Genomic DNA, 24,200 nt, shown 5'->3' on the forward strand with positions numbered 1-24,200 from the left:
CACATGAAGGAGCCGTGCGGTATTTCGTGCGGCGGAATGGATGTGCTCATGGCAAAGACGTCACGCTCGAAGCCCGCCCGCCCCGCGACCCGCACCGAGACCGACAGTTTCGGTCCCATCGAGGTCCCCGCCGATCGCTATTGGGGCGCGCAGACCGAACGCTCGCGCCAGAATTTTCGCATCGGAACGGATCGCATGCCGATCGCCCTCGTGCACGCGCTCGGCATCGTCAAGCTCGCCGCGGCGCAGTCCAACCTGGAGCTCGGCCTGCTCGACCGGCGCCGCGCCAATGCCATCATCCGCGCCGCGCGCGAGGTGATCGACGGCAAGCTGGACGATCATTTCCCGCTCGTCGTGTGGCAGACCGGCTCCGGCACCCAGAGCAACATGAACCTCAACGAGGTGATCGCCAACCGCGCCAACGAGCTGCTCGGCGGCGAGCTCGGCGCCAAGAAGCCGGTGCATCCCAACGACCACGTCAACATGAGCCAGTCGTCGAACGATTCGTTCCCGACCGCGATGCACATCGCGGCCGCAAGCCGCATCACCGCCGATCTGATCCCCGCGCTCGGCGAACTGCTCCGCGCGCTGCGCAAGAAGGAGAAGGAATTCTCCAAGATCGTGAAGATCGGCCGTACCCACACCCAGGATGCGACGCCGCTGACGCTCGGCCAGGAATTCTCCGGCTATGCGGCGCAGGTCGAGAGCGGGATCGCCCGGCTCAAGGTCGCGGTGAAGGACCTGCATCCGCTGGCGCAGGGCGGCACTGCCGTCGGCACCGGGCTCAACTCGAAGCCGCGCTTTGCCAAGCTGTTCGCAAGGCGCGTTGCCGCGATCACGAAGCTCCCCTTCACCAGCGCCGCCAACAAGTTCGAGGCGCTGGCCTCGAACGATGCCTATGTGCTGGCGCATGGCGCCGTCAATTCGGTCGCGACAGGCCTGTTCAAGATCGCCAACGACATCCGCCTGCTCGGATCCGGCCCGCGCTCGGGGCTCGGCGAACTGATCCTGCCGGAGAACGAGCCGGGCTCGTCGATCATGCCGGGCAAGGTCAACCCGACGCAGTGCGAGGCGATGACCATGGTGTGCTGCCAGGTGTTCGGCAATCACACCGCGATCACCGTCGCCGGCAGCCAGGGTCATTTCGAGCTCAACGTCTACAAGCCCGTGCTCGCCTACAACATGCTGCACTCGATCCGCCTGATGGCGGATGCTGCGCGATCCTTCACCGAGCATTGCGTCAGCGGCATCCGTGCCGACGAAAAGCGCATCAACGAGCTGATGCAGCGCTCGCTGATGCTGGTGACGGCGCTCGCCCCGAAGATCGGCTACGACAACGCCGCCAAGGTGGCCAAGACGGCCCATGCCAACGGCACCACGTTGAAGGAGGAGGCGCTGCGGCTCGGCTTCGTCTCGGCCGAGGAGTTCGATCGCCTGGTGCGCCCCGAGAAGATGACCAGCCCGGGATAAAATTCCGAATTCCGATAGCCATCCGTAATGATACGGAGCCTCGACGCCCAGAAATGTGCGGCTTTGGGGGCGGGATTTGATTACCGTCAATGTTCTGGCGGAACGGCGTGCTACGCAGCCCTTCCGCCCCTCGACGGGGGCAAAATTCATCGTTTGATGGCCCGAGGGGCCGATTGACGAGGACGAGCGAATGGCGATCAAGTCTTTTGGGGCGCAACGCGGCACCCTGTTTCTGAATGTTTCATCCAACCTGACGAGGATCGGATGATGGAGACGCGGCATGGGGAACGTCATCAACCTGAATCGTTTCAGGAAGCGCGCCGAACGGGAAGCCTCGGCGAAGCAGGCGGACGCCAACCGGACGAAGTTCGGTCGCACGAAGGCGGAACGCTCGGCGGAGGAGGCGCGCGCGGACAAGGCGAAGGCGCATCTGGACCAGCATCAGATCGATCACGAGGAGCAGCCATGAAGTCGCCCGTCGTGAAACGGTCGATCGTCGTCGCCGGGCACAAGACCAGCGTCAGCCTGGAAGAGGCTTTCTGGAACGGCATGAAGGAGATCTCGGGCCTGCGCAACATGACGCTGTCCGAGCTGGTCGGCGAGATCGACAACAACCGCCAGCAAGGCAATCTATCGTCGGCGATCCGCCTGTTCGTGCTGGACTACTTCAAGAGCCGGGCCATGGCCACCCAGCCCGACAAGGTCCCGGCCCAGTAACCAACTGGAGGGGGCGCCTTGGACGGCGCCCCGCCGACCGCACTTTAAAATCACTCTAAGATGCGGTTTCAACGAGCGCGCCCGCTTGACCTCAATGCCTTGCGTTGAAAATACAGGGCATGACCGACACCAATGACACGCGCCCGCATATGCCGCTGGGTCTGGCCCAGCGCGGCTACACCGGCGTCATCCAGCACCTGTCCGCTCGCGAGGCGGGCTCGGCGCTCTCGGACATCGAGCTCGAGAGCCGCCTGATCGAACTCGGCTTCGTCGAGGGCGCCAGGGTCGAGGTCCTGCACGAGGGGCTGGTCGGGCGCGATCCGATCGCGGTGCGGGTCGACAGCATCACGATCGCGGTCCGCCGGCGCGAAGCCATGGCCATCATCGTCGCGTAAGACAGCGACCGGATATCTGCCCCCAGGCCTTTGATCCCATGGAAGCACCCCTGCTGCATCTCGCCCTGGTCGGTACGCCAAACAGCGGCAAGACGTCGCTGTTCAACGCCCTGACCGGCAGCCGGCAGAAGGTCGCGAACTATCCCGGCGTCACCGTCGAGCGCAAGGAAGGCTTCTTCGTCACGCCCTTGGGACGGCAGGTCTCGGTGGTCGACCTGCCCGGTACCTATTCACTGCGCGGCCGCAGCCCGGACGAGGAGATCACCCGCGACTTCGTGCTCGGCAAGGCCTCCGGCGAGGCCGTGCCCGATCTCGTGCTGTGCGTGGCCGACTCGACCAATCTGCGGCTGACCATCCGCCTGCTGCTCGAGCTCAAGCGCACGGGACGGCCGATGGTGCTGGTGCTCAACATGTTCGACATCGCCGCCCGCCGCGGCATCACCGTCGACGTCGAGCGGCTCGCCAAGGAGCTAGGCCTGCCCGTCGTCACCTCGATCGCGGTGCGCAAGGGCGGCACCGCCGATCTGTTGAAGCTGACCGACGAGATCTCGGCCAAGCTCGCCGCCGAGGCGGAGAAGAACAGCTGGCGCGCGCTCAGCGTCTCCGAATTGCGCGCGACCCAGCGCGAGGCCGACCGCATCATCGCCGACTGCGTCAGCCTGCCTGCCAGGCCCGACACCTGGACCGCCCGGATCGACGCGGTGGTGCTGCATCCCGTCGGCGGCCTCGTCGTGCTGGCGCTGATCCTGTTCGTGATGTTCCAGGCAGTGTTCGCCTGGGCGCAACCGGCGATGGACCTGCTCAAGTCCGGCTTCGACGCGCTCGGGGAGCTGGTGCAGGCCACCCTGCCCGACGGCCTGTTGCAGAGCTTCCTGCAGAACGGGGTGATCTCCGGCGTCGGCAGCGTCATCGTGTTCCTGCCGCAGATCATCCTCATCTTCCTCTTCATCCTGCTGCTGGAAGATTTCGGCTACATGGCGCGCGCCGCGTTCCTGATGGACCGCATCATGGGCGGCGCCGGCCTGCACGGCCGCGCCTTCATTCCGCTGTTGTCGAGCTTTGCCTGCGCCATTCCCGGCATCATGGCGACGCGCGTCATCGACAACAAGCGCGACCGGCTGACCACGATCCTGATCGCGCCGCTGATGACCTGCTCGGCGCGCATTCCGGTCTACACGCTGATCATCTCCGCCTTCATTCCGGCCAAGGACATCTGGGGCTTCATCAACCTGCAGGGCCTCGTGATGTTCGGGCTCTACGCCACCGGCATCGTCAGCGCGCTACTGGTCTCGTTCGTGATCAAGTTCTTCCTGATCCGCGACTATGCACCGGCGCCGTTCATGCTGGAGCTGCCGGACTACAAATTGCCGCGCCTGAAATCGGTCGCGATCGGCATCTTCACCCGCGCCAAGATGTTCCTGTACCGCGCCGGCACCACGATCTTCTCGATGATGGTGCTGATCTGGTTCCTGGCCTCGTTTCCGCAGCCGCCCGCGGGCGCAACCGAGCCCGCGATCGATTTCAGCCTGGCTGCGATGATCGGCAAGGCGCTCGAGCCGCTGCTCGCCCCGGTCGGCTTCAACTGGCAGATCGCGGTGGCGCTGATCCCGGGCATGGCGGCGCGCGAGGTCGCGGTCGCCGCCCTCGGCACCGTCTACGCGATCGAAGGCGGCAAGGAAGCGGCCGAGCAGATCGGCCAGGTGCTGGCGACGAAATGGTCACTTGCGACCGCGCTTTCGATGCTGGCCTGGTACATCTTCGCCCCGCAATGCGCTTCCACGCTGGCCGTGATCCGGCGCGAGACCGGCAGCTGGGCCTGGATGGCCGTGACCTTCTTCTACATGCTGGTGCTGGCCTATGCCGCGAGCCTCGTGACCTACAATGTCGCGGTCGCGCTCGGCGCGGGCTAGCTTCTTCCAAAACGAAAACTGCGAAAACAACCCCATGCACAGTAGACGGGGGTTGTGAAATCAATGGGTTACGCCTGTGCGAGACATCATTCGACTCGGCTTGGATGGAGCCCAGCCTGATTGACCGGTCGGGCAAAACAGGGGCATGATGACATGATCAGCCCGCAGCAATAGCCGCGTGAATGACGACCCGCCACCGCAGCGGTGACTGTCTCCATGGACCATTTCAGCACCGAGAGCCTGACCGCGGAGCGATTGCACGAGGGTCATCTCGCCGACCTCGTCGCGCTGCATCTCGATGCCGAGGTCTCCCGTTTTCTCGGCGGGGGGCGAACGGCCGAGGGCACGAAGACCTATCTCGCGACCAACATGGCGCATTGGGACCAGCACGGCTTCGGACTCTGGACACTGCGAACGAAGCAGGGCGCGTTCGCGGGACGTGCGGGCATTCGGCACATCCTCGTCGACGATATCGACGAGATCGAGATCCTCTACGCGTTCAAGCGCGAGTACTGGGGCCGGGGATTTGCAAGCGAGATCGCGGCCGCGGTGACGGATATCGGCCTGTCGCAATTGAAACTGCCGTCCCTCATCGGCATCGTGAATGCTGCGAATGGTACATCCCGCCGTGTGCTGGAGAGATCGAACTACGTCCTCGAGCGCAGCACGAACCGTCACGGCGAGGACGTGGTGATCTATCGTATTCGACCGTGAAGACCTGTCGTCGCAGGACGTGTACAGCGAAGCGAAACCCATCATCTTCATCGCCGCACGGAGAGGACGATGGGTTTCGCTTCGCTCTACCCATCCTACCGACCTGAACAGCATTCAAGAAAGTTTCTTGCCCGTTCCTGCAACAGGCGATGGTGGCGATCGTTGACTCGCGACGGACGCAGGCCAAGCCCGCGGCGTCGTAGTCCGCCGTTATCATCATTAGGACGATTGATGCGAGCGAGCCTACAAGGAGGCCGCGCTTCGGCGGGCCTTTTTTACATGTGGACGCAAGGATGAGGCCGCCCGGCGAGGCGGCCTCCGGCCGACATCAGATCGATCGATTTGCCTCGGCCTATTAAATCGCTTGGCCAGCTACTTCGGGGCAACTACTTCGTGTAACCCTGGCTCGTACACCACCACATGGCGTCGGCCGAGGTCGAGCCGTGCTCAATGACGTATTTTCGGCACGCTTCGTAATTGACGGCGTAACGCTTGGCACACGGGACCGGGGAAACGGTGCCCCCGCTCCAGGAACACTTGTATTGAGCATTGGCTGCCGGCATCGACAGGGTTACGACAGCGAGCCCGACGACGAGAAACGCGAAGGTCTTCATGACTATCTCTCCCAAATCCAGGGATTAGCGAGTGCTATCCCAGGTAGTACGATAGCATGATTTCGATTGCGCGAGCTCGACGCATGCCCATTCGGGATCGAAGGGGTGCCTTGCTGAAATGCCGACTCTCACACCGCAGGGCGCGGCCTTCCGCTTCCTGCCGGACCTGATCGACCGCGTTCTCGCTGGCAAGATCAAGCCGGGCAAGGCGTTCGACCTGATGCTGTCGCGGTTGGAGGAGGCAAGGATACCGCGCCATGGACGAGCGGCGCGCGATCAAGAGCTTGATTACCCTGTGAAGGGGGACCACGCTCTGCACTCCGTCATCGCGAGCGCTGCGAAGCAATCCAGAATCTTTCCGCGGAGGCAGTCTGGACTGCTTCGCTGCACTCGCAATGACAGTGTAGACAGCTTACCGGAAATATCCCAGCACGAGATCGACATCCGCGCTGCGGGCCGCCGTGCCGTTCAGCTCGGCGTCGATGACGCGGCGACAGGCTTCGATCGCGGCGTGGTCGCCGAGATCGTTGGCGGCTTCGAGCGCGAGCCAGGCGGCATCCACCGAGGCTTTGTCGGGTGCTCCGCCGCCGAGATCGGCGACTGGGTTGTTGAGGCTCTTCTTGCGAACGGCGGTGCCGAATTGAGGCAACATTGCAGATACTCCCCTGTCCTTAGTGTACCTGTCAGTGAACTTGGAGCTCGGGCTGACGGCCGGCCGCGTCGGCGCCCGCGCCGGTCTTGCGCGACTGGTAGAACTTCAAGATGCTGCGCGAGGTCTCGATCTTGAGACGGCCGAACTCGCGTTCGTTGTCCTGGAGCTCGCGCGCCGTGATGAGATGATCCTTGGCGCCGAGGAACAACAGCGACATCGTGGTGTCCCAGGAGAAGTCGAGCGCCTTGCACAGGACCAGGATCATCTCGCGGTTGCGATCCATCAGCGCGCGCTCGATCACGTCGACCGGCAGCGAGGACAGCAGCGACAGGCCGATCTGCACCTCGTCGAAGCGGTGCTGGCGCGCGTAGTTCGAGATGGAATCCTGGTTGAGATTGCCCTGCCGGTATTGCGTGGTGACTACGCGCTTGGCGACGAAATAGCTGCGCGAGGACGGGCCGAACTTGGACTGGAGATCGCCGGTGAGCTCGGTCACGGAGCTCTGGATCTGCGCCATCATCTCGGGCCGCTCGGTCTCGAGGCGGCGGCGGACGTCTTCCGAGGCCTTCGAGATCAGCTGCTGGAAGATGTGGCGCGGCACGTCCTTGCGCAGGCCAAGCTGCTCGGCGAGGATCGAGTCGCCCTCGGCGCGGCGGACCATGTGCAGCAGACCCGAGCCGGAGAAGCGCGCGCCCTCGTTCCTCGCAACCGACGTCACGACCTCTTGATTGCCGCGCTTGACCAGCACGTCGGTCACGGCCTCGCCGATCGACTGGCGCTGGGAGATCGCGAGCAGATGCGCCTGGCCCTTGGTCATGGCGCTCTGGACCAGCATCTTCTCGTCGATGCGATTGGAATCGCGCAGCACGGGACCTGCGACTTCGATCTCGTCGTCGAGCGCGAGCTTCTCGATGACGTTCAGGGGCGCGTGATCGCACGCCGACATCACCTCCGAGAGCTGCGCGCGCGCGGCGACCTCGATCTCTTCGGCGAGCCGGCCGATGACCTCGCCGAACATGCTGATCTCGTCGTCGCTGTAGCGGCCGGTAATCAGAATGTCGGTCGCGTGCCACAACGCCTTCGCCCGGCTTTCCTCAGTGCCGCGTGCGATCGCGTCGTCCAGATCCTGCAGAAGCGATTTCGCCCCGTTCATCTCGATCACCCCAATTCTTGGCGAGCTATTCCTGGCGAGCCATCCCTCGCTCGTGGCGGGCCCCCGGATTCCTCTGGGAACCAAGACTAGAGATCAAACGCGAGAATTCAGTAAAATCGGCAAATCAGTTTTGCCGGGCAAAATTCATTCAAATGCGAGCGAATGGATTAAGAGGCGGCAGAGGTGTTGCTTCACCTCTCCCGCTGGGGAGAGGTGAAGACCAAGCCGAGCCGCGAGCACCGTCGCCTCACGGATTCTGGGGGGTCAGCACCAGCGGAGGCTTCGGCCGGGGCTTTGCGGGCGGCGGGCCCGGGGCCGGCTTCACCTCGATGGCGGGCGGCAGCGGCGCAAGCTGCTGGCTCGCGAGTGGCGGGCTCGGGGCCGCGGGAGCCGCCTGCGGCGCCTTCGGCGTCGGCGCGGCCTTGGGCTCAACCTTGGGCTCGACCTTGGGCTCGACCTTGGGCTTCATCGGGGCGCGGCGCGGATCCTGCCCCGGCACCGGCACATTGGCAGGCGCCTGCTCGGACGCCGCATCCGGAGACACCAGCGTCGGCAGCGCCGCCGTCGCCGGCGGCGGCTCGCCGCGCTCGATCGCATCGAGCCGGCGCGTCTCGCGGTCGATCGTGCGCACCGCAAGCCACGAGGACAGCGGCGCAAGATCGATGGTGCGATTGAGCTTGTCGGGAGGCCCCGCCGCGAACAGCTGGATCTCCGGCGGAGCGCCGGAGAGGCCGGTCATGATCGGCGTCAGGCTGGCGCGGATATCGGCCTGGTCGGCGGGGATGTCGTAGCCGCCCGAAACGATGGCGCGGGCGTTCTTGGCCTCCAGCGGCGTTGCGCCGACGCGTAAGCGTCCGTCGCGGATGGTGAACGGGATCTGCGCCGAAGCCACCGTGATCGGCGCGGCGGCCAGCGCGGGCTCGACCAGCTGGCGCAAGCGGTTGTCGTCACTAACCTGGCCGCCGTCGCTGGCGCGGATCGCGATCTCGAAAGCGCGCGGATTGAGGCCGCTGATTTCCGCGGAGTCCAGCGTCACGGTGCCGTTGCCGGCGAGCGCGCCGGTGAGCGCCGCGACGCTGCGGCCCTGGCTGGTCAGCGCCATCTGCACCGAGGCGCGCCCCTTCGGCAGCGCGAGATCGCGGTAGCGCAGCGTGGCGGCATCGACATTGCCGAGCTCGATGCGCGCGTTCAGCGCAAGGCCACCCGGGCCATTGCGCGCGTCGAAGCTTCCCGACATCTCGCCGCCGCCGAGGCCGCCCTTCAGCGCGTCGAGCCCAAGCGATTGGCCGTCACTGCGGATCGTGCCGCCGAACGGGCGCAGCTCGATGCCGCCTGGCAACATCCCGCGCAATGCCTGGAAGGCGATCCGGCCGCGCCAACCGGTGATGAGCCCCGCGCTCAGCGGCTCGCCCGTGTCGTGCCCGGCCGCGCCGATCGCCAGCGCCAGCGCCGGCGCCAGATCGAGCGCATCGAGGCCGACCTCGCCGTCGACGCTCTTGTCCTGATCCAGCGTCAGCGCCAGATGGCCGCGCAGATGCGAGCCGGCCGCATTGCCGTCGAGATCGTCGAAGGTCAGGCGATTGCCCGTCAGCGTGAGGCGCGAAGACAGGCTGACGTTCTGCCCCGATTTGTCGGCCGGGCTGGTGCCGAGCAGCGGCGCCAGATTGACGTTGCGCACGCGCAGATTGACGCTGGCTTTTGGCTCGGACAATTCGACGCTGCCCTGCGCATCGGCATCGAGCCCGCCACCGCTCAGCTTTGCGTTCAATTGCAGCGGACGCTGCCAGGCACCGCTGAGCTTGCCCTCGAACTGCGAACCGCCCTCGCCTGCAGCCACCACGCGATCGAGCCCGAGCAGCGCCAGCAGCGCGCCGGCTTGTGGCGTCGAGACTTTCGAATCCAGCGTGAAGTCGCTGTTGCGCAGGCGGTCGAGGTCGATGCCGCCAATGGCGGCCGCTGGCGTCTGCGCGGCCAGCGTCGCGGTCGCCTTGAGCTGCGGCGCATCGAGATCGAGCACGGCGCGGGCATTGCTGCGATCGGCATGCTCGGCGTTCTTGTCGAGGCTGAGGTCGAGCTTGAGGCGCGTGGCGCCGGGCAGCGACGGAAGGGTATCGAGGCGCGCGCGCACCGCAGGCGCAAACGGCTCGATCAGCGCGGTGAGCTCGCGCAGCGAATTGGCGGATGATTTCAGCGCAAGCCTGCCCGTGGCCTTGGCGCGGTCGAAGCTGCCGCTCGCCTCGGTGGTGACGCCGCCGGCCTGGCCGAAGCGCAATTGCTCCAGCGACAGCGATGCGGGGCCGTAGCCAAGCCTGGCCGCGAACGGCCGCAGCTCCTGGCCGGCGGAGATGGCGCGGCCGATATCGAGCGAGAGCTTTGCCTCTTCCGGCCACTCGCCTTGCGGGCCGGCGAGCGCGCGTACGAAGCTGGCGGCGGCGTCGAGGTCGAGCCGATCGGCCTTGAGCTCGGCGTCGATCCGCGACCCCTTGCTCGCGCCTGTCTGCACGAAGGCGATGCGGCCTTCGACGGCACCGCCTTCGATGTCGGCTTTCAGCCTGTCGATGGCGAGATGGTTGGCGGCGATCGTGACGTCGCCGGCAAGGCGCAGCGGCCGCGTGCTGCGGCGGTTGATCTCGCTGCGACCCTGGAGCCAGGCCACCAGCGTATCGGGATCGGAGGATTCGACGCTGAGACGGCCGCTGAAACTGTCGGCACCGGGAGCCGCGCCGTTGAGCGAGAGCTGCGTCATGCCGGGCGCGCGCAGCTCCAGCCGCCGGAAGGTCCAGGACCGTCCGTCGGTCGCAAGCTCGGCGGTGATGTTCTGCAGCGGACGGCCGCCGAGCATGATCTGGTCGGAGTTGAACTCGATCTGCGCAGGGATCGGCGCCTGTGGAATGGCGGCGAGCCCCGCCCGCAGCGCCGGCAGGATACGCAGCGGCTCGGCATCGTCCTTGGCGGCGAGCCTGTCGGCGTCGACCTGGCGCGCCGACAGCACCGCGCGCAGTAGCGGCGAGGCGCCGAATCTGAGGTCGCCGACGCCGCCGAGCTTCAGCGCGGTGTCTTCGGTGCCGAAGCTCGCGTCGATCTGCTCGAACTTGGCGCCGGCGGGATCCGCCTTGAGCTTGGTCGTGAGCTTCCAGGGCGTCGGCCCCGTCTCGCCCGCCTTCTTGACCGCGGGCACGGCCAGCATCAGCGCGCCGTCGAATTTCGGCTGGCGATTGTCGAAGGCGAGCACGCCCTCGAGATCGGCGAGGACCGGACGCTCGCCGGGATCGATGTTGAGGTGGAGACGGGTGGCGTTGCCGTCGGCGCTCGGGCCGGACGAGACACGGAACGGATAACGTACCCCATTGGCGGTGAAACTGCCGTCGCCGCGCACCGAGCCCGCGAGCGAGCGGACGTCGCCGGAGAAGGCGATGTCGTTCAGCTCCAGCGTCGAGCGGCTGGCCGCATCGTGCAGGGCGAGGCGGCCGGTGAGATTGAGCCGCTCGATGGCCAGCGAGGCCAGATTGAAGGTGCCGCTCGCGGTGGACGGCAGATCGACCCGCCCGCGTGCATCGAGGCCGAGATCGACCGCCATGCCGCCCACCGACAGCTCGGTGGCACGCCATTCGCCGCGCATCAGGGAGCCCAGGCTGAACTCGACATCGAGCTTGTCGGCGCGCAGGCGGCCGAGATCGTTGTTGCCGCCGAAGGTGACCTGGCGAAGCCGCAGCGTCGGCGCCGGCAGCAGCCGCGCGTCGAGCTCGCCCGCGACCCGCACCGGCACGCCGATGATCTTGCCGGCCTCCGCCTCGAACTGGGGCCTGAACTGGTTCCAGTCGACGTAGTAAGGCCCGATCAGCGCGGCCAGCAGCGCAATGATGAAGGCAATCGCCAATCCGAGCAGCGTCGTCTGCACGGGTCTCCCCTCGGCCAAACCGGCACCCGGACCAAACCTTGGCCCTGCAAACCCTGGCCTTCGTGGACTTCAGGCGTGCCGGAACAGCCCCTTATATAGGGGGAAGTGTGGCGAAGTCACAGCGACTGTTGCGCGCGGAGGTTAACGGGGAAGACCCTCATGGTGAGGAGGCGCGGAGCGCCGTCTCGAGCCATCGAGGCCCGGCTGTCGCCCGCGGCCATCCTTCGAGACGACCGCTTCGCGGTCTCCTCAGGATGAGGAGCTGCGCCCGCGATGTCAGCTCCTACCAGCTCGCCGGCAGCTGCTTGAGGCCGCGCAGCACGAAGGTCGGCCGCCATTCCGGGTTTTCGACGTCGTCGATGCGCAGGTCAGGCAGCCGCCGCAGCAACGTGGCGATGGCGATCTCGGCCTCGATGCGCGCCAATTGCGCCCCCAGGCAGAAATGGATGCCGCCGCCGAACGACAGCGGCTTCACGTTCGTCCGGGTGACGTCGAGCCGGTCCGGCCGATCGGGATAGACCGCCGGGTCGCGATTGGCCGAGCCGAGCAGGCACAGCACGGTCTCGCCCTTGGGGATCCTCTTGCCGCCGAGGTCGTCGATATCCTCCAGCGCGACGCGGCCGGTCATCTGCACCGAGGAATCGTAGCGCAGGAATTCCTCGATCGCGCCTTCCATCAGCTCGGGCCGTGCCTTGAGCAGCGCAAGCTGGTCCGGATTGCGGTGGAGCGCCAAAAGACCGTTGCCGATCAAGTTGACCGTGGTCTCGTGGCCGGCGCCGAACAACAGGATGATGTTGGCGGTCAGCTCCTCGTTGGTGAGCTTGTTGCCGTCCTCCTCGGCCTGCACGAGCTGGGTGGTGAGATCGTCTCCGGGATTCTTGCGGCGCAGCTCGAACAGCTGCTGGAAATACATCTGCGCCATCAGGTTGCCCTCGTTGCCCTTCCTGATTTCTTCGGCAGACAAGGGCACGGGGTCGAGCAGCCGCCCGCCATCGCGCGAGCTCTTGTAGAAGACCTCGCGATGGTCTTCGGGGATGCCGAGCATCTCGCAGATGATGGTGACGGGCAGGCGGAAGGCGAAATCCTCGATCAGGTCCATGTGGCCGCGGTCGATCACGGCGTCGATGGCCTGGTCGACGATCGCCTGGATGCGCGGCCGCATGTCCTCAACGCGGCGCGCGGTGAACGCCTTCACGACGAGGCCGCGCAGGCGGGTGTGATCCGGCGGATCGGCCTGCAGCATCCAGTGGCTCATGCTGCGGAACACCGGCTCGTCCATGATCTTCTCGCCATAGCGGCGCTTTGTGCGCTCGACGAAATCCTTGCCGAAGCGCTTGTCGCGCATCACGAGACTGACGTCGGCGTGGCGGCTGGTGACGAACTGGCCGAACGGCGTCACATGGACCGGATCGACCGTGCGCAATCGCTCGTAGTGCGGATAGGGATCGCGGATGTAGTCCGGCGACAGCGGGTTGAACAGCGGCGCGCCGCCGGCGCCTTGCACGTGCTCGTTCATGGTGACCTCAAATCGGTTGTCGCATGACACGAATACGCCGAGCGCAGCCCCACTGCCTGGCGTAACCATCCCTTGAGCTTATAACTCGATACATTGTTGTATCGAATTGCATTCTGCCCTACCCTCCTCCGATGTCAAGGGTGAGAACCAGGCCGACCAGGGACGATACGCGCGACAGGCTGTTCGAGGCCGCCGCGCGCGTGTTCGAGGAGGACGGCATCGGCGGCGCCAGCATCGAGGCGATCGCCGCAGCCGCCGGCTTCACCCGCGGCGCGTTCTATTCCAACTTCAAGAGCAAGGACGAACTCATCATCGCCATGCTCGAGGACCATGTCGAGCAGTCGATCCGGCGCAACCTCGACATCCTCGCGCAGCACGACAATCTCGACGATTTCATCGCCGCGCTGAAGGCGATGGACCGCACGCAGCAGGACCCGCTCGGCCGTGCGCCGCTGCTGCACATGGAGATGATCCTGTTCGTCGCGCGCGCCGAGAAGCGCCGCCCCGAGCTCGCAAAACGCCTGCGCGCGCGGCGCAAGCTGATCGCCGACATCATCGAGGCGACGCTGCAGAGCAACGGCAGGAACGACAGACTGAACCCGTCCTGGATGGCCTCCGTCGTGCTCGCGCTCGAAGACGGCTTTCGGCTGCACCGGCTGATCGATCCCGAGACAACGCCGGCCGACAGCTTTCTGCGTGCGATCACGGATCTGCGGCGGAGGACGGGACTGGCGGGGGAGTAAGAGCGTCTTCATGGCGCTGACGCCCTGTGCAAGCGGGTTGCCAGGTTTGTCGCCGGATCGGACAAGGCATGCCTGCTTTGGGAAAGAAGTCCGATCTGCCCTGCGCCACAAAGGAGTCTCATCGTTCGAACCCAGGATTCCCGTCCTGCCTCAACTTCCCAGCGGCCCTGCCACGCCGACGTCTCTTGTCGATGCCCTGCAGGCGGTTGCCGGGCTTCCGCCAAAGGCGCGCGCGAGCTTTGCCTGGGGCCTATGCGTCCGCGGCACCTACGCCCCGTCCCATCTAGCCAGGGACATCACCACATCCCGCAGCTTCACCAGGCCATCACGGGTGCTGGCGCGCTTCTCGACGGAGGGCGGCCCCCCGAACGCGGCGGACACCGAGAGGTGCTCGCTGCGTGGCTTCAGCTTCCGGCTCGGCAGCGAGGGCCAGCGCTCCGACATTTTCACTCAGAGCGCCCCGGTTCATTTCGCCAGGACGCTCGACCAGATGCTGGCTTTCCTTCAGGCCCGCATGCCGGAGCAGGACGGCAAGCCGGACATGGCGCGAGTGGAGGCATTCTCCGCCGCCAATCCCGAAACACGGCGCCAGGCAAGTTACCTTGCCGCGCATCCGCCGCCCGCAAGCCTTGCGCGCACGACCTATTGGGGCGTGCACGCCTTTCCTGCGACCAACGCCATGGGCGAGACACGGTTCATCAAGTTCAAGGTCGCGCCGGTCGGCGAAGCGGACGGGCCGACCGTGGACGCGGTCGCGGCCAGATCCACCGGCTTTCTGTGCGGCGATCTCGAATCCCGGATCGCGGCACGCGATGTCAGGTTCAGCGTGATGGCGCTGCTCGGCCGTCCCGCCGACCCGGTCATGGACGTGACCATCCGTTGGCCGGATGAGGACGGGCACGAAGCGGTCCGCCTCGGAACGATCGTGATAACAGGCATCGAATCCAACGCAGCGTGCGACGGGTCCGCGTTCGATCCAGCCAATCTCGCCGAAGGCATAAGCCATCCGCCGGACGAGATGTTTGCGGCGCGGCGCGCCGCCTACGCCATCTCTCAGACACGGCGTCGCTGAGCGGAAGGCGTCTCGAGCCCGGACTACGTTTCGCTATCCGGCACGCCCTGCGCCTCACGGCGCCACATTCCCGGGCTGATGCCGACCACCGCAGAAAAGACCCGGGTGAAGTGGCTTTGATTGGCAAACCCGGCCGATATCGCAATCTCCGACAGTGACAGGTCGCGCACCGTCAACAATTGCTTGGCCGTATCCACGCGCCGGCGCAGCAGCCATTGGTGCGGCGGCAGGCCGGTGGAGACGCGAAACGCGCGCGAAAAATGACTGACGGAGAGATCGAACTCGGCTGCGATCTGTTCCAGTGAGAGCTTTCCGCGGAGATCGGACTCCAGCCTTTCGCAGGCCCGCTTGACCTGCCAGGGGGCAAGGCCGCCCCGCGCCTGCTCGGCAGCGCGCCGCAATCCGCCGTAGGTCGCCGCAACATGTGCGGTGAGCGCGAGCATCATGTGGTCGACGAAGAGCTGATTGGCCTCATCAGGCTGGCGCAACGCCGCCAGGAACGAGGCGCCGAGATGACGGATCGTCATGTCGTCATGGCCGACACCGGGCTGATAGACGAGTTCACCGAGCCGTGGCGCGCCGCCTTGCCTTGCCATGTCGTCCAACGCCGAACGGGGCAGATGGAAGAACAGAGAATGGAAAGGCTTGTCGATCACGTAGCGCGGATCGCGTTTCAGGTCGTAAAGGTACGTGGCGCCGGCGCGGATATCGCGCTTGATCACGCAACGGCCGCGCTCCCAACACTCGCAATCGGCGAAATCGCGAAATTTGAGGCTGACGAGATAGGCGTCCTCCGAGGGCATCGAATCGGAAAGACGCGCCACGGGGTGGTCATCCCGCGTTTCGGTGACAGCGAGCTCGGCGCTGCGCAGCGAACGCGTGACCAGCGTTGGCGGAGCATCCTTCAGATGCAGAAACCGTTCGACCTTCTGCGCGAAGGCACCCGTCTGTGTCATGGGAGTAGATCTCGTAAGGGCAGACTGGGAGAGCGCAAGCGCCATCGCCAAATCACGCCCGATTATCGGGCATCGTCACGCGACGGTCCAGACCGGCGCGCCAGAACGACAGCCGTCCGTCGGCTCGCCACATCATCGTCACGAACTGCTTTTCGCGAGCAATTTCAAAGAACTTTGACGCCTTTCCGCAGTCTCCGTTTAGCGCCCCGACAAGGCGTCACCCGCCCATCGTGCGTTTGTGAAAGCGCGCGCCAGCTTGGAGCAGGATCGGACAAAGCATGATCGCTTCAGGAAATACGCTGGGCCTTCGCAGCGCATAGAACACGCGCCGCCCCGTACGGATACGGACAACTGATCGAAAGCTCGAAGCTGATCAGCAGGAGGCACGCAATGACCGGGAGCACTGCACTCATGCGCAATCCCTCGCACAAGCCCTTGCCGGGCGCACAGCCGCACGATGGCTCGCGTTCCGAGCGACGCGCCGATACGGAGATGGCGCGCGTGCTCGGGACCGAACCACTCCGCATCGCGTTGGAGCCCTCCGGCGCCGGGATCGCTCACTGGAAGCATGATCCATTGCACGACGTCGTCGAGCCCATGAACCACCACGTGATCATGGCCTACAACGGCGTGATGCAGCGCATGGAGCGGCGGACGGGAAAATCGGTTGCGATCGGTACGTTTCGGCGCGGGGTCGTGATCATCATTCCGGAAGGATCAAGCTCTCGATGGGACATTCCGAAGCCCGTCGATGTGGTTCAACTGTATCTTCCCGATGCAACGTTGAAGCGCGTCGCTCGCGAAGCCGGGGTCACGGCAACGGACGACTTGCTGGAACGGACGGCGCATCCTGATCCGATTACGTCCCGGCTGCTCTTGAGCGCGGCCGATACGCTCGGTGGCAATGAAGCCCTGGATACGCTGTTCCGGCATCAGCTGACAGATCTTCTGGCCACGCGCCTCTTGGTTGCGCACACGGGTTCGCCGACCACGCTCCAGCCGACCGTGGGCGGGCTGGCGCCGAAGGTCTTGCTCCGTGCGATCGAACGGTTGCGCTCGGACAGCGATGCGGACGTCTCCCTTGATGCGTTGGCTTCCGATGCCGGACTATCGCGCTTTCACTTTTGCCGCGCCTTCAAGGAAAGCACCGGGCTCTCCCCGCACGCCTGGCTGCGCCAACACCGGCTCGAGCAGGCAATGAACATGCTGCGCGACAGCGACGAAACGGTCGTCTCGATCGCCGCGGCGCTGGGTTATTCGTCGCAGACGGCGTTCGCAGCTGCCTTCAGGAAGCTGACCGGCGAGACGCCGAGCGACTGGCGCAGGCGCCAGCGTTAACAGCAATCGCAATGCAGCCACGGCAATCGCTCTGGCGCAGCGGCAGATTCGATCCGCTAGACCATCACCATGTCCAGACCAATCGACGGGAGATCGAAGATGACCTGGAAGACCTTCATTGGCCGGCGGGTGATCGCATCGCGCCGCCGAGGCCTTGCAACCGCAACCCTGTACGGACTCTCGCTGGCCGTTCGCTTCACGTCGGCGACGGGCGAGGAGATCGAGATTCCGCCGCACGCCATGCACCCGACCTACCCGCTGGTCTCCATCATGACCCTGGATAGCACCGGCCTTCCCTATCAGGACCGGGGCCCGAGGACGGCTCAGCCGGTCGTCCATCGCCAGGGTTGGTTTCGCCAAGACGGGCCACCGAGTTCACCGCTGTCGCGCTGTCTAGCGCCTTAACAGCGGCGATTCACGTCACCTCTTCGCGCCGTCGCCGGACGCTGCCTTGAGCGGGGCAGCGACGGCTCGCGCGCAGACCATCGAAACGCAGAGATCAAGGAGAAAACCCATGCGACTGGTCATCATCGGCGCCGGCTTCGCCGGCATGTACGCCGCCCTTTCCGCCGCCCGCCTGCGCGAGATCCAGGGCGTCTCACCAGAGGCGCTCGAGATCGCGCTGGTTGCCCCCGAGCCGACGCTCGTGGTTCGGCCACGGCTCTATGAACCGAAACCGGAGACCCTGACGGCGCCGCTGCTGGGGGTGCTCGAGGCCATCGACGTCAGCTATGTGCAAGGCATGGTCGAGACGGTCGACACCAAATCCAGCATGGTGAAGATTGCCACGGCGAAGGGCGCGAAAAAGACGCTCTCTTACGACCGGCTCGTCGTGACCACCGGCAGCCGGCTGTTCCGTCCGAACATTCCGGGTCTTGCCGAGCACGGTTTCAGCGTCGATTCGCTGGACGATGCGATCGCGCTCGACAAGCACCTGCATGGCCTCGCCAAGCGACCGGCGACGACCGGGCGCGACACGGTCGTCGTCGCCGGCGGCGGCTTCACCGGCATCGAGGCTGCCACCGAAATGCCGGCGCGGCTTCGCGACATCCTCGGCACCAACGCGAGGACTCGCGTCATCATCGTCGAACGCAACGATGCGATCGCGCCCGACATGGGCGCAGGCCCCCGCCCGGTGATCGAGGAGGCCCTGCGCAAGGTCGGCGTGGAGACACGGATCGGCGCCGGTGTCGCCTCGCTCGATGAATCCGGCGTCAACCTGTCGAGTGGCGAACACATCGAAACCGAGACCGTGATTTGGGCTGCGGGCATTCGCGCCGCGCCGCTGACGACGCAGATCCCCGCCGAGCGCGACAGTTTCGGCCGGTTGCTGGTCGACCGCCGCCTGCAGGTGACCGGCGTTCCGGGCGTCTTCGCGGCCGGCGACGCGGCGCGTGCGGCCTGCGACGACGAGGGCAATTACGCGCTGATGTCGTGCCAGCACGCCACGCGGATGGGTGCTTTCGCCGGCAACAATGCCGCGGCCGAGCTGCTCGGCCTCGCGACCAGGCCTTACCACCAGAAGACCTACGTCACCTGTCTCGACCTCGGCGAAGCCGGCGCGCTGTTCACGCGCGGCTGGGAGCGCAACGTCGAGATGGTCGGGGACATCGCCAAGAAGACGAAGCGGGAGATCAACACGGTCTGGATCTACCCGCCGCGCGCCGAGCGCGCCGCAGCGCTCGCGTCCGCCGATCCGGAGCGCGTAACTGATCTGTAGACACCGGCCTGATGTTGGCCGCGCGCCCTGCGGGCGCGGCCCCACCGCAGCCCTTCAAGAACCAGAGCACGAAGCACGCGAACAGAGGAGCCTTCAAAGATGAATCAGATGATCTCTAACGCTCAGAAGGAGACGAACATGAACCTGCACGACGCCACACGCCCCCACGGGCCGGGGCCCCAAGAGCTGGTTCCGTCGCGCTACGCGCTGAAGATCGGCGAGATCGACGTGATGGTGATCAGCGATGGAGTGCTGATGCTGCCGGGCGCAATGCTGGCCCATAACGCCGACCCGGCCGTCCGCGCGGCGTGGCTGAAGGACATGTTCCTGCCTCCGGATGCTTTTGATTGGGCCCTGAACGTGGTCGTGGTGCGCAGCGGCGACCAGACGATCCTCGTCGACGCCGGCCTGGGATCCGACCCGAACTTGCACCTGCCGCGGGCCGGGCAGCTGAGCAGGCGACTGGATGCCGCCGGCATCGATCTCGAGGCCGTGACCGACGTGGTGCTGACGCACATGCACATGGACCATATTGGCGGACTGCTCGTCGACGAGGTGAGGGAACGGCTGCGTCCGGACCTGCGCATTCACGTGGCAGCCGCCGAGGTCGCGTTCTGGAAGGCGCCCGATTTCTCTCGCGTCTCGATGCCGCCGGGTTTCCCGGACGCGCTTCGGGCGACCGCCAAGCGGTTCGCGAAAGAATACCACAACCAGCTGCGTACTTTCGAGGATGAGCACGAGGTGGCGCCGGGAGTGGTGGTCACGCGCACCGGTGGTCACACCCCCGGCCACAGCGTGGTCCGTCTCGCATCCGGCGGCGATCGGCTGACATTCGCCGGCGACGCCGTGTTCACTGTCGGGTTCGACCACCCCGACTGGCACAACGGCTTCGAGCATGATCCCGAAGAGGCTGCCCGTGTCCGCGTCCGCCTTCTGCAGGAGCTGGCAGCGAACGGAGAGCTCCTCGTCGCCACTCACATGCCGTTCCCGTCCATCGGCCGGGTGGCGGTCGACGGCGACCACTTTCGCTGGGTGCCAGCCTTCTGGGACTACTGACCGCTCGTCGGGTTAGAGCCGAACCGGGGGTGCGAGCTCAACGCATGAGTGAGTTCGCGCCCTGTGTTCGACGCTGCGCTTAAGCGGACCGCCGCACCGCATCGCTCCCTGCCGCCACATCGAGCCGCCTCAGCATCGCCCTCGCTTGCTCGGCGCAGTGCTCGATCAGCCAGCGTTCGAAGGCGACGGGGGGAAGCGCGGGGGCGTAGAGGAAGCCCTGCACGACGTCGCAGCCGAGCTCAGCCAGCGTGTTGCGCTGTCCTTCCGTCTCGACGCCTTCGGCGACGACGGTCATGCCGAGGCCCTGGCCGACGCGCACCACCGCGGTGGCGATCGCGAGTGCGCCGGCGTCACGCTCGATGTCGCGCATGAAACTGCGGTCGATCTTCAGTTCGCGGATCGGCAGATGCGCGAGGCGGCTGAGGCTGGAATAGCCGGTGCCGAAATCGTCCACGGAGAGTCCGACGCCGAGCGCCCGGATCGCGTTCATCGTCTCCAGCGCAGCGACGCTGTCCTGCATGAACGCGCCTTCCGTGATCTCCAGCATCAAGGCATCCGGCGGCAGTTCGTGTTCGGCGAGAATGTCCTTGAGCCGCGCAGCCAGGGTGACGTTGCGGAAATTGATCGGCGACAGGTTCACCGAGACGCAGGGAATGTTGAGCCCGGCGCGGCGCCAGCTCGCCATCTGCCGGCAAGCCTCGCGCACCGACCACAGGCCGATCTGCTCGATCAGGCCGCACTCCTCGGCAAGCGGGATGAACTTTGCCGGCGAGACATCGCCGAGCACGGCATCGTGCCAGCGCGCCAACGCCTCGACGCCGTGGATCGCGCCGTCGCAGCTGCGAACCTGCGGCTGGTAGCTGAGGCTCAACGCTCCTTCCGCAATGGCGCCGCGGAGCGCTGCGATCAGCGCCAGCCGCTGCTCGGTGAGCCCATTCATCTCGGGGCTGAACAGGCGGTGGGTCGAGCGTCCGGCCTGCTTGGCCATGTACATGGCGGCGTCGGCCTGCTGCATCAGCGTGTCGATGTCGGTGGCATGATCAGGATAGAGGCTGATGCCGATGCTGGCCGACATCTGCATCAGCTTCGATCCGAGCCGCAGGGGCGCAGCCAGCGCCTCGGTGATGCCGGCCGCGATGCGCTCCGCACTCTCGGCGTTACGTTGCGGCAGCAGGATGACGAATTCGTCGCCGCCGAGCCGTCCCAGCATGTCCTCGGGGCCGATCTGCTCGCGCAGGCGCTGCGCGAGCAGGATCAGGAGCTCGTCGCCGGCGGCGTGACCGAGGGTGTCGTTGACGTCCTTGAAATGATCGACGTCGAGGAACGCCAGCGCGACATGGCTGCCGGTCGGGCAGGCATCGATCGCCGTGGTGATCAGGTGCCGCAGCTGCGCGCGGTTCGGCAGACCGGTGAGGATATCGTGGTAAGCGAGCCGCGCGATCTCGGCGCGCGCCTCCTTGCGCTCGATCGCGAAGGCGCCGAGATTGACGCAGGCCTCGACGATGCGGCGGTGCCAGTTGCTCGGCGCGCGGGGCTCGCGATAGTAGAAGGCAAAGGTCGCGATGACGCGGCCGTCCTTGGCCTTGACCGGGGTCGACCAGCAGGCACGCAGGCCGATCGCGAGCGGCATCGCTTTGTACGGCTGCCAGCGCGGATCGGTCTCGAGGTCTGTCGCAAGCACCGGCTCGCCATAGAAGGCAGCAGTGCCGCAGGAGCCGACATTGGGGCCGATCGCGATGCCGTCCAACGCGCGAGAATAAACGTCAGGCAGGCTGGGGCCGCCGAGCGGATGGATCAGGCCCGCAGCGTCGACATGAAGCAGCGAGCAGACGACATCCGGCGCGATTTCCTCGACGCGGCGGCACAGCCTGTCGGCAATATCGGTAATCGGAACCTCGTCCGCGAGCGAGCTCATGATGAGCTGCTGCAGCGAGCGCAGCTGCTTGGTCTCGGTGATGTCCTCGATCAGCGCGAAGATGTGCTTGACCCGGCCTTTCTTGTCACGGAAAGCGTCGATCCTGGCGCAGACCCAGATCTCCTCGCCGTCCTTGTCGTAGGCAAGCACTTCGGCTTCGCCGCGGCGGCCGCCATGCATCAGGCGCCTGACGAGCTTCTCGACCGCCTTACGGTCGGTGTAGCAGCCGGCGATGAGCTCGCCTGCGCGGCGGCCTTCGGCCTCGGTGCTGGTGTAGCCGAACAGCGTCGTGAAGGCCGAGTTGACGTAGACGATGTTCTGCTCGGTATCGGTGATGATCACCGCCCGGTTGGTCTGATCGGAGACGGCGTGGAGCAGTCCGATTCTGACGCGGCTCTCGGCATCCGCGGTGACGTCGCGTGCGAACACGACGCGATGGATCACCCCGCCGGTTGCAATGGACGAAAGCGAGATGGCCGCCCGGATGCGGCTGCCGTCACAACGTGTGAGGCTGATCTCGTCGCGGAACTCCGCTGTCGGATCGGCCTGGAGACACTTCAGAGCGAGAATTCCGGCATCGCGGCCGAGCACGTCGGCGCGCGCGAGTTTCCAGATCCGCTCGGCACCGGCGTTGAAATGCGTGATGCGACCTGCGCCGTCGACGATGACGACGCCATCGTCGGCGCATTCCAGTGCAGCCAGCAGCACGTCCGGATTTTCTGTCGCAGGACTATCGGAGGCAGACATCGGTGGACCCGAAGCATCGGGAAGAAACGGCAAACGGCCAGAGGCTAACGCTCCGATGGTGTCCAAGACGTTTTTGCAATCGCCCCGGCATTTGCCAAGCCGCAACATGCTTAACATTCGGCGAAGGACGCGCAGGTAATGCGGTATGCCCGAAACCTACCCCGAGGCTCGGCTCTGGAGCTCTTGCAGCCGGCCGGCGACGGCCCGCACCTTTCGCGGCGAAGCCTGCCAGATCGAGAGCGCCGACAAGCCGCTCACGAACATAGCGATGGCAAAGGCGAGCGTGTAGTCGCCGGTGCGATCGTAGAGCAGGCCCGTGAGCCAGGGGCCGGCCGCGCCACCCGCGAGCGCCGCCAGCATGATCGTGCCGAAAATGCTGCCCTGGTGCTTGCCCTGGAAGATCTCGAACACCACCGCGCCCATGATCGAGGTGAGGCCATAGCCGAGCGCGCCTTGCGTGAACACCATGACATAGACGAGCCAGAGCGAGGGTTGATACCTCAAGGCGATCAGCGCCGCGAAGCAAATCACGAAGCCCGTGCAGCTGATCGCCCAAACCCATTCCCGTCCGATGCGGTCGGAGACATGGCCCAGCACAATCTGACCGGGAATGCCGAGCAGGCTGACGACACCGAGCGCCCACACCGCGACCGAAGGGCTGAAGCCGATGTCGAGCAGGAACTTGGTCTGATGCACCTGCACCGCGTACCAGATGTACAGGCCGGAGAAATAGCCGAGTGCGATCCACCAGAAGCGCGCGGTCGCGACGGCGCGTTTCAGCGTCCAGTCGGTGTTGACCCAAACGGGATCGACGACATTGGAAATCGGTTGGGCGCCACCCGCAGCCGGTGCTGCATCACCGTCCGGTTCGAGGCCGATGTCCTGCGGACGCTTGTGCAGCAGCAGGTTGACCGGCGCCAGCACGACCAGGATGAGCAGGCCCATCGCGGTGCAGGCGGTGCGCCAGCCGGTCTGCTCGATCATGTGCTGCACCCATGGCAGCAGCGTCACCGAGCCGATGCCGACGCCGGCGAAAGCGATGCCGATGGCGAAGCCACGCTTTCGGATGAACCAGTTCGGCAGGAACAGCGACTGGCCGGAATAGCCGAGACACACCGAGCCGGCACCGACCATGACACCGATGGTGACATAGAGATGCCAGGGCGCGCTGGTCAGCGGCGCAAGCAGCAATCCGCCGGCCATCAACACGACACCGAGCTCCATCACCGCGCGCGGACCGGCGCGGTCCATCAGGCGGCCGATCAGCGGGCTGACCACACCCGACACCACGAAGCCGAAGGAGAAGGCGCCGGCGGTGACGCCGCGCTCCCAGCCGAACTCGGAGATGATGGGCGGAAAGAACAGCGAAAAGGCGGTGCGCGCATTGACGCCGATGGCCATGGTGACGAAGGTCACGGCGACCACGACCCAGCCGTAGAAGAACGGAAGCCGCATGATATGATTGTTTCACCCCTAGACGGTTCTACCGAACATCCGGGGCCGTCCGGGTCAAGCTATTTTCGCGAGAGCCGAGGGACTCACATGATGTCGGAGCCTAGATCCGATGCTATCACAACGTCATGATCGGGTGTGTGCCGCCTGCGCGGCCGAAGC

Annotated in this window: 20 protein-coding genes; 12 read left to right on the forward strand and 8 right to left on the reverse strand. The window is 65.7% G+C overall.

All coding sequences use genetic code 11. The features are described from left to right. Positions 1-36: 36 nt before the first annotated feature. The 6 genes from fumC to X268_RS24205 all read left to right on the forward strand — a co-directional run bounded on the left by fumC (position 37) and on the right by X268_RS24205 (position 5,206). Complete coding sequence (gene fumC / locus X268_RS24180; protein ID WP_128927248.1) at positions 37-1,470, forward strand: class II fumarate hydratase; 1,434 nt, start codon at positions 37-39, stop codon at positions 1,468-1,470. A gap of 280 nt (positions 1,471-1,750) precedes the next feature. Continuing rightward, positions 1,751-1,939 (forward strand): DUF4169 family protein, encoded by a 189-nt coding sequence (locus X268_RS24185; protein WP_128927249.1) that lies wholly within the window; start codon positions 1,751-1,753, stop codon positions 1,937-1,939. Beyond that, positions 1,936-2,187 carry a ribbon-helix-helix domain-containing protein gene (locus X268_RS24190; RefSeq protein WP_128927250.1) on the forward strand — a complete coding sequence of 84 codons (252 nt, stop codon included), beginning with the start codon at positions 1,936-1,938 and terminating at the stop codon, positions 2,185-2,187. The genes X268_RS24185 and X268_RS24190 overlap by 4 nt, the downstream gene beginning before the upstream one ends. 119 nt (positions 2,188-2,306) lie before the next feature. Continuing rightward, positions 2,307-2,582 (forward strand): FeoA family protein, encoded by a 276-nt coding sequence (locus X268_RS24195; RefSeq protein WP_018319701.1) that lies wholly within the window; start codon positions 2,307-2,309, stop codon positions 2,580-2,582. Between the two features lie 38 nt (positions 2,583-2,620). Then, the gene (gene feoB, locus X268_RS24200) at positions 2,621-4,492 is read left to right on the forward strand and encodes a ferrous iron transporter B (RefSeq protein WP_128927251.1); all 1,872 of its coding nucleotides are present in this window, start codon (positions 2,621-2,623) and stop codon (positions 4,490-4,492) included. A 216-nt stretch (positions 4,493-4,708) separates the two neighbouring features. Then, a complete protein-coding gene (locus tag X268_RS24205; RefSeq protein WP_128927252.1) occupies positions 4,709-5,206 on the forward strand; it encodes a GNAT family N-acetyltransferase in 498 nt (165 codons plus the stop codon). 386 nt (positions 5,207-5,592) lie between these two features. On the opposite strand, the gene X268_RS24210 is transcribed toward X268_RS24205, so the two are convergent. The 5 genes from X268_RS24210 to X268_RS24235 all read right to left on the reverse strand — a co-directional run bounded on the left by X268_RS24210 (position 5,593) and on the right by X268_RS24235 (position 13,039). Continuing rightward, a complete protein-coding gene (locus tag X268_RS24210; protein WP_128927253.1) occupies positions 5,593-5,820 on the reverse strand; it encodes a hypothetical protein in 228 nt (75 codons plus the stop codon). Between the two features lie 412 nt (positions 5,821-6,232). Then, the gene (locus X268_RS24220; RefSeq protein WP_128927254.1) at positions 6,233-6,472 is read right to left on the reverse strand and encodes a hypothetical protein; all 240 of its coding nucleotides are present in this window, start codon (positions 6,470-6,472) and stop codon (positions 6,233-6,235) included. 31 nt (positions 6,473-6,503) lie between these two features. Beyond that, a complete protein-coding gene (locus tag X268_RS24225; protein WP_164937898.1) occupies positions 6,504-7,625 on the reverse strand; it encodes a DUF2336 domain-containing protein in 1,122 nt (373 codons plus the stop codon). A 247-nt stretch (positions 7,626-7,872) separates the two neighbouring features. Then, positions 7,873-11,523 (reverse strand): AsmA family protein, encoded by a 3,651-nt coding sequence (locus X268_RS24230; protein WP_128927256.1) that lies wholly within the window; start codon positions 11,521-11,523, stop codon positions 7,873-7,875. Positions 11,524-11,806: 283 nt separating this feature from the next. Continuing rightward, positions 11,807-13,039, reverse strand: a complete 1,233-nt coding sequence (locus tag X268_RS24235; protein WP_164937899.1) for a cytochrome P450 — start codon at positions 13,037-13,039, stop codon at positions 11,807-11,809. Between the two features lie 131 nt (positions 13,040-13,170). On the opposite strand from X268_RS24235, the gene X268_RS24240 reads away from it, so the two are divergent. Beyond that, positions 13,171-13,782, forward strand: a complete 612-nt coding sequence (locus X268_RS24240; protein ID WP_128927258.1) for a TetR/AcrR family transcriptional regulator — start codon at positions 13,171-13,173, stop codon at positions 13,780-13,782. A gap of 196 nt (positions 13,783-13,978) precedes the next feature. After that, entirely contained in the window at positions 13,979-14,854 is an 876-nt protein-coding gene (locus X268_RS24245) for a catalase (RefSeq protein ID WP_430648426.1), read from the forward strand. 23 nt (positions 14,855-14,877) lie between these two features. Here X268_RS24245 and X268_RS24250 read toward each other — a convergent pair whose 3' ends face one another. Continuing rightward, positions 14,878-15,810, reverse strand: coding sequence for a helix-turn-helix domain-containing protein (locus X268_RS24250; protein WP_128927259.1), 933 nt, complete (start codon positions 15,808-15,810; stop codon positions 14,878-14,880). A 411-nt stretch (positions 15,811-16,221) separates the two neighbouring features. Here X268_RS24250 and X268_RS24255 point away from each other — a divergent pair, with 411 nt between their 5' ends. The 4 genes from X268_RS24255 to X268_RS24270 all read left to right on the forward strand — a co-directional run bounded on the left by X268_RS24255 (position 16,222) and on the right by X268_RS24270 (position 19,924). Further along, the gene (locus X268_RS24255) at positions 16,222-17,148 is read left to right on the forward strand and encodes a helix-turn-helix transcriptional regulator (RefSeq protein WP_245477632.1); all 927 of its coding nucleotides are present in this window, start codon (positions 16,222-16,224) and stop codon (positions 17,146-17,148) included. Between the two features lie 99 nt (positions 17,149-17,247). Further along, positions 17,248-17,553, forward strand: a complete 306-nt coding sequence (locus tag X268_RS24260; RefSeq protein ID WP_128927260.1) for a hypothetical protein — start codon at positions 17,248-17,250, stop codon at positions 17,551-17,553. A gap of 109 nt (positions 17,554-17,662) precedes the next feature. Beyond that, positions 17,663-18,868 carry an NAD(P)/FAD-dependent oxidoreductase gene (locus X268_RS24265; protein ID WP_128927261.1) on the forward strand — a complete coding sequence of 402 codons (1,206 nt, stop codon included), beginning with the start codon at positions 17,663-17,665 and terminating at the stop codon, positions 18,866-18,868. Between the two features lie 99 nt (positions 18,869-18,967). After that, positions 18,968-19,924 (forward strand): MBL fold metallo-hydrolase, encoded by a 957-nt coding sequence (locus tag X268_RS24270; RefSeq protein ID WP_128927262.1) that lies wholly within the window; start codon positions 18,968-18,970, stop codon positions 19,922-19,924. Positions 19,925-20,003: 79 nt separating this feature from the next. On the opposite strand, the gene X268_RS24275 is transcribed toward X268_RS24270, so the two are convergent. Together X268_RS24275 and X268_RS24280 are read right to left on the reverse strand one after the other, a co-directional pair. Beyond that, positions 20,004-22,586 (reverse strand): EAL domain-containing protein, encoded by a 2,583-nt coding sequence (locus X268_RS24275; protein WP_128927263.1) that lies wholly within the window; start codon positions 22,584-22,586, stop codon positions 20,004-20,006. A gap of 156 nt (positions 22,587-22,742) precedes the next feature. Further along, positions 22,743-24,041, reverse strand: coding sequence for an MFS transporter (locus X268_RS24280; RefSeq protein WP_128927264.1), 1,299 nt, complete (start codon positions 24,039-24,041; stop codon positions 22,743-22,745). Positions 24,042-24,200: the final 159 nt, after the last annotated feature.

The organism is Bradyrhizobium guangxiense (assembly GCF_004114915.1).
Classification (GTDB): Bacteria; Pseudomonadota; Alphaproteobacteria; order Rhizobiales; family Xanthobacteraceae; genus Bradyrhizobium; species Bradyrhizobium guangxiense.

Coding starts and splice junctions, on each gene's coding strand:
- feoB (WP_128927251.1), top strand. CDS start 2,621: ATGGAAGCACCCCTGCTGCATCTCGCCCTGGTCGGTACGCCAAACAGC.
- X268_RS24220 (WP_128927254.1), bottom strand. CDS start 6,472: ATGTTGCCTCAATTCGGCACCGCCGTTCGCAAGAAGAGCCTCAACAAC.
- X268_RS24280 (WP_128927264.1), bottom strand. CDS start 24,041: ATGCGGCTTCCGTTCTTCTACGGCTGGGTCGTGGTCGCCGTGACCTTC.
- X268_RS24240 (WP_128927258.1), top strand. CDS start 13,171: ATGTCAAGGGTGAGAACCAGGCCGACCAGGGACGATACGCGCGACAGG.
- X268_RS24195 (WP_018319701.1), top strand. CDS start 2,307: ATGACCGACACCAATGACACGCGCCCGCATATGCCGCTGGGTCTGGCC.
- X268_RS24190 (WP_128927250.1), top strand. CDS start 1,936: ATGAAGTCGCCCGTCGTGAAACGGTCGATCGTCGTCGCCGGGCACAAG.
- fumC (WP_128927248.1), top strand. CDS start 37: ATGGATGTGCTCATGGCAAAGACGTCACGCTCGAAGCCCGCCCGCCCC.
- X268_RS24225 (WP_164937898.1), bottom strand. CDS start 7,625: ATGAACGGGGCGAAATCGCTTCTGCAGGATCTGGACGACGCGATCGCA.
- X268_RS24235 (WP_164937899.1), bottom strand. CDS start 13,039: ATGAACGAGCACGTGCAAGGCGCCGGCGGCGCGCCGCTGTTCAACCCG.
- X268_RS24185 (WP_128927249.1), top strand. CDS start 1,751: ATGGGGAACGTCATCAACCTGAATCGTTTCAGGAAGCGCGCCGAACGG.
- X268_RS24205 (WP_128927252.1), top strand. CDS start 4,709: ATGGACCATTTCAGCACCGAGAGCCTGACCGCGGAGCGATTGCACGAG.
- X268_RS24255 (WP_245477632.1), top strand. CDS start 16,222: ATGCGCAATCCCTCGCACAAGCCCTTGCCGGGCGCACAGCCGCACGAT.
- X268_RS24210 (WP_128927253.1), bottom strand. CDS start 5,820: ATGAAGACCTTCGCGTTTCTCGTCGTCGGGCTCGCTGTCGTAACCCTG.
- X268_RS24265 (WP_128927261.1), top strand. CDS start 17,663: ATGCGACTGGTCATCATCGGCGCCGGCTTCGCCGGCATGTACGCCGCC.
- X268_RS24270 (WP_128927262.1), top strand. CDS start 18,968: ATGAATCAGATGATCTCTAACGCTCAGAAGGAGACGAACATGAACCTG.
- X268_RS24260 (WP_128927260.1), top strand. CDS start 17,248: ATGACCTGGAAGACCTTCATTGGCCGGCGGGTGATCGCATCGCGCCGC.
- X268_RS24275 (WP_128927263.1), bottom strand. CDS start 22,586: ATGTCTGCCTCCGATAGTCCTGCGACAGAAAATCCGGACGTGCTGCTG.
- X268_RS24250 (WP_128927259.1), bottom strand. CDS start 15,810: ATGACACAGACGGGTGCCTTCGCGCAGAAGGTCGAACGGTTTCTGCAT.